Source organism: Dietzia aerolata (assembly GCF_014144865.1).
In the GTDB taxonomy this organism is placed as follows: Bacteria; Actinomycetota; Actinomycetes; order Mycobacteriales; family Mycobacteriaceae; genus Dietzia; species Dietzia aerolata.
The window spans coordinates 1-2,255 of record NZ_JAALDM010000263.1; the positions used below are offsets into that span (position 1 = coordinate 1).

Below are 2,255 nucleotides of genomic sequence, written 5' to 3' on the forward strand. Positions count from 1 at the left end.
CCGTGGTGGGCCCGCACGAAGTGCTCGCCGGCGGTGGCGTGGGTGAGGGCGCCCGCCTCCAGCGCCAGCGAGATCCCGTTGGCCCCGATCCCCCGCTCGGACCAGTCGGCGCCCTCGGCGAACGCGATCGAGTCCGCCCGGCGCAACGCCTGTCCGCTCCCGGCGCGCCACAGCACGCGGCCGTGGTTATCGGCGACGACGACGAGGTGCCGCCCCGCCGCCGAGGTGTCCGCGACCGAGTCCACGACCTCCGCAGCCACCGGGCTGAGAGGCGATCTTTCCCGCGCCGCCACCATTTCTTCTCGCGACAGCACGCTGCAGGGAGTCTGCTGGTCAGGCGAGATTCCGGCGTCCCCGCTGCGGCGCCAGGCGCGCAGGACCCGTGAGTCCAGGTCGGGCGCCCGGCCGCCGGACAGGGCGATCTCGTGGGCCTCGATCGTGCGGGCCGCGAACGCCGTGGGGTCGGAGAACCGCAACGCCTGATGCAACGACATTGCCACCCCCTTGGGAAGAAAGTGTGATCTACGTCATGGCAGACGCTACATCAGAGCGAAGGAGTGGGCATGACCCAGACGACGGAGGCACCCGCGCAGACCGGCGGCGCGGATCAGAGTGGGGCGGACCGACACCGCGGGCCGGACCAGAGGGTCGAGAGCTGGCTGGCCGAGTTCGGCGGGGCGCTCGCGGCGGGCGACGCCGAGCGGGCGGCGGGGATGTTCGAGGACGAGGGGTGCTGGCGTGATTTCGTGTCCTTCACCTGGAACCTCCGGACCCTCGAGGGGCGCGGCGAGATCCGGGACATGCTCGACGCGCAGCTCGCGGCCGTCGCGCCGTCCGGCTGGGCGCTGGACGAGCCGGCGACCGAGGCCGACGGGGTGACCGAGGCGTGGATCGTCTTCGAGACCGCCGCCGGTCGCGGCTGGGGGCACCTGCGCCTGCGCGACGGGCGGGCGTGGACCCTGCTCACCACGATGCAGGAACTCAAGGGGCACGAGGAGAAAAAGGGGCGCGACCGCGACAAGGGCGTCGAGCACGTCATTCGCCGCGGGCGCCGGACCTGGCTCGAGCAGAAACACGACCGGCAGGAGACGCTGGGCTACACCGAGCAGCCGTATGCGGTGATCATCGGTGGCGGCCAGGGCGGGATCGGGCTCGCGGCGCGGCTCAAGAGGCTCGGCGTGCCCACGATCGTGATCGAGAAGAACGAGCGCGCCGGAGACTCGTGGCGCAAGCGCTACAAGTCTCTACACCTGCATGACCCGGTCTGGTACGACCACCTGCCCTACATCCCGTTCCCGGACGACTGGCCGGTGTTCCCCGCCAAGGACAAGGTGGGGGACTGGTTGGAGCACTACACGGCGATCATGGACCTCGACTACTGGTCGGGCACGCAGTGCCTCGGGGCCGAGTTCGACGAGGCGGCCGGGACGTGGCGGGTCCGGGTCGACCGGCGGGGCGAGGAGGTCGAGTTGCGGCCGACCCAGCTGATCTTCGCGCTTGGGGTGTCCGGCTACCCCAACATCCCGCACTTCGAGGGCGCCGAGGATTTTGCCGGCGAGCAGTGGCACTCGTCGGAGTTCACCGGCGAGGGCGACGTCGAGGGTAAGCGCGCCATCGTGATCGGCTCCAACAACTCGGCCCACGACATCTGCGCCGCGCTGTGGGACCACGGCGCGGACGTGACGATGATCCAGCGATCCTCGACCCACATCTCCCGGAGCGAGTCGCTGATGTCGCTGGCGCTCGGGCCCCTGTACTCGGAGGAGGCACTCGAGGCCGGCGTGACCACCGAGAAGGCCGACATGCTGTTCGCCTCCTGGCCATACCGCCTGCTGCCGGACGCGCAGATCCCCGTCTACGAGCAGATGGCGGAGCAGGACGCCACGTTCTACGAGGAACTGCGCGGGGTCGGGTTCGACCTGGACTTCGGGGAGGACGGCTCGGGCCTGTTCCTCAAGTACCTCCGGCGCGGATCGGGGTACTACATCGACGTCGGCGCCAGCCAACTCCTGATCGACCGCGAGGTGGCACTCGAGCGCGGGCAGGTCACCCGGATCCTGCCCGAGGGCGTGGAGATCGACGGCGAGCGCGTGCTGCCGGCCGACCTCATCGTCTACGCCACCGGGTACGGCTCGATGAACCAGTGGTTGGTGGATCTGGTGTCCCAGGAGGTCGCGGACCGCGTCGGCAAGGTGTGGGGCTACGGCTCGGACACCACCCGCGACCCCGGCCCGTGGGAGGGCGAGCTGCGGAAC

General features: G+C 70.5%; 1 protein-coding gene and 1 pseudogene. One reads left to right on the forward strand and one right to left on the reverse strand.

The window, feature by feature from the left end; all coding sequences use genetic code 11:
* Positions 1-494, reverse strand: a pseudogene (locus tag G6016_RS14315) (transcriptional regulator); the annotation flags it as partial.
* 69 nt (positions 495-563) lie between these two features.
* On the opposite strand from G6016_RS14315, the gene G6016_RS14320 reads away from it, so the two are divergent.
* The coding region (locus G6016_RS14320) for an NAD(P)/FAD-dependent oxidoreductase (protein ID WP_182633294.1) at positions 564-2,255 on the forward strand (1,692 nt) is incomplete at its 3' end.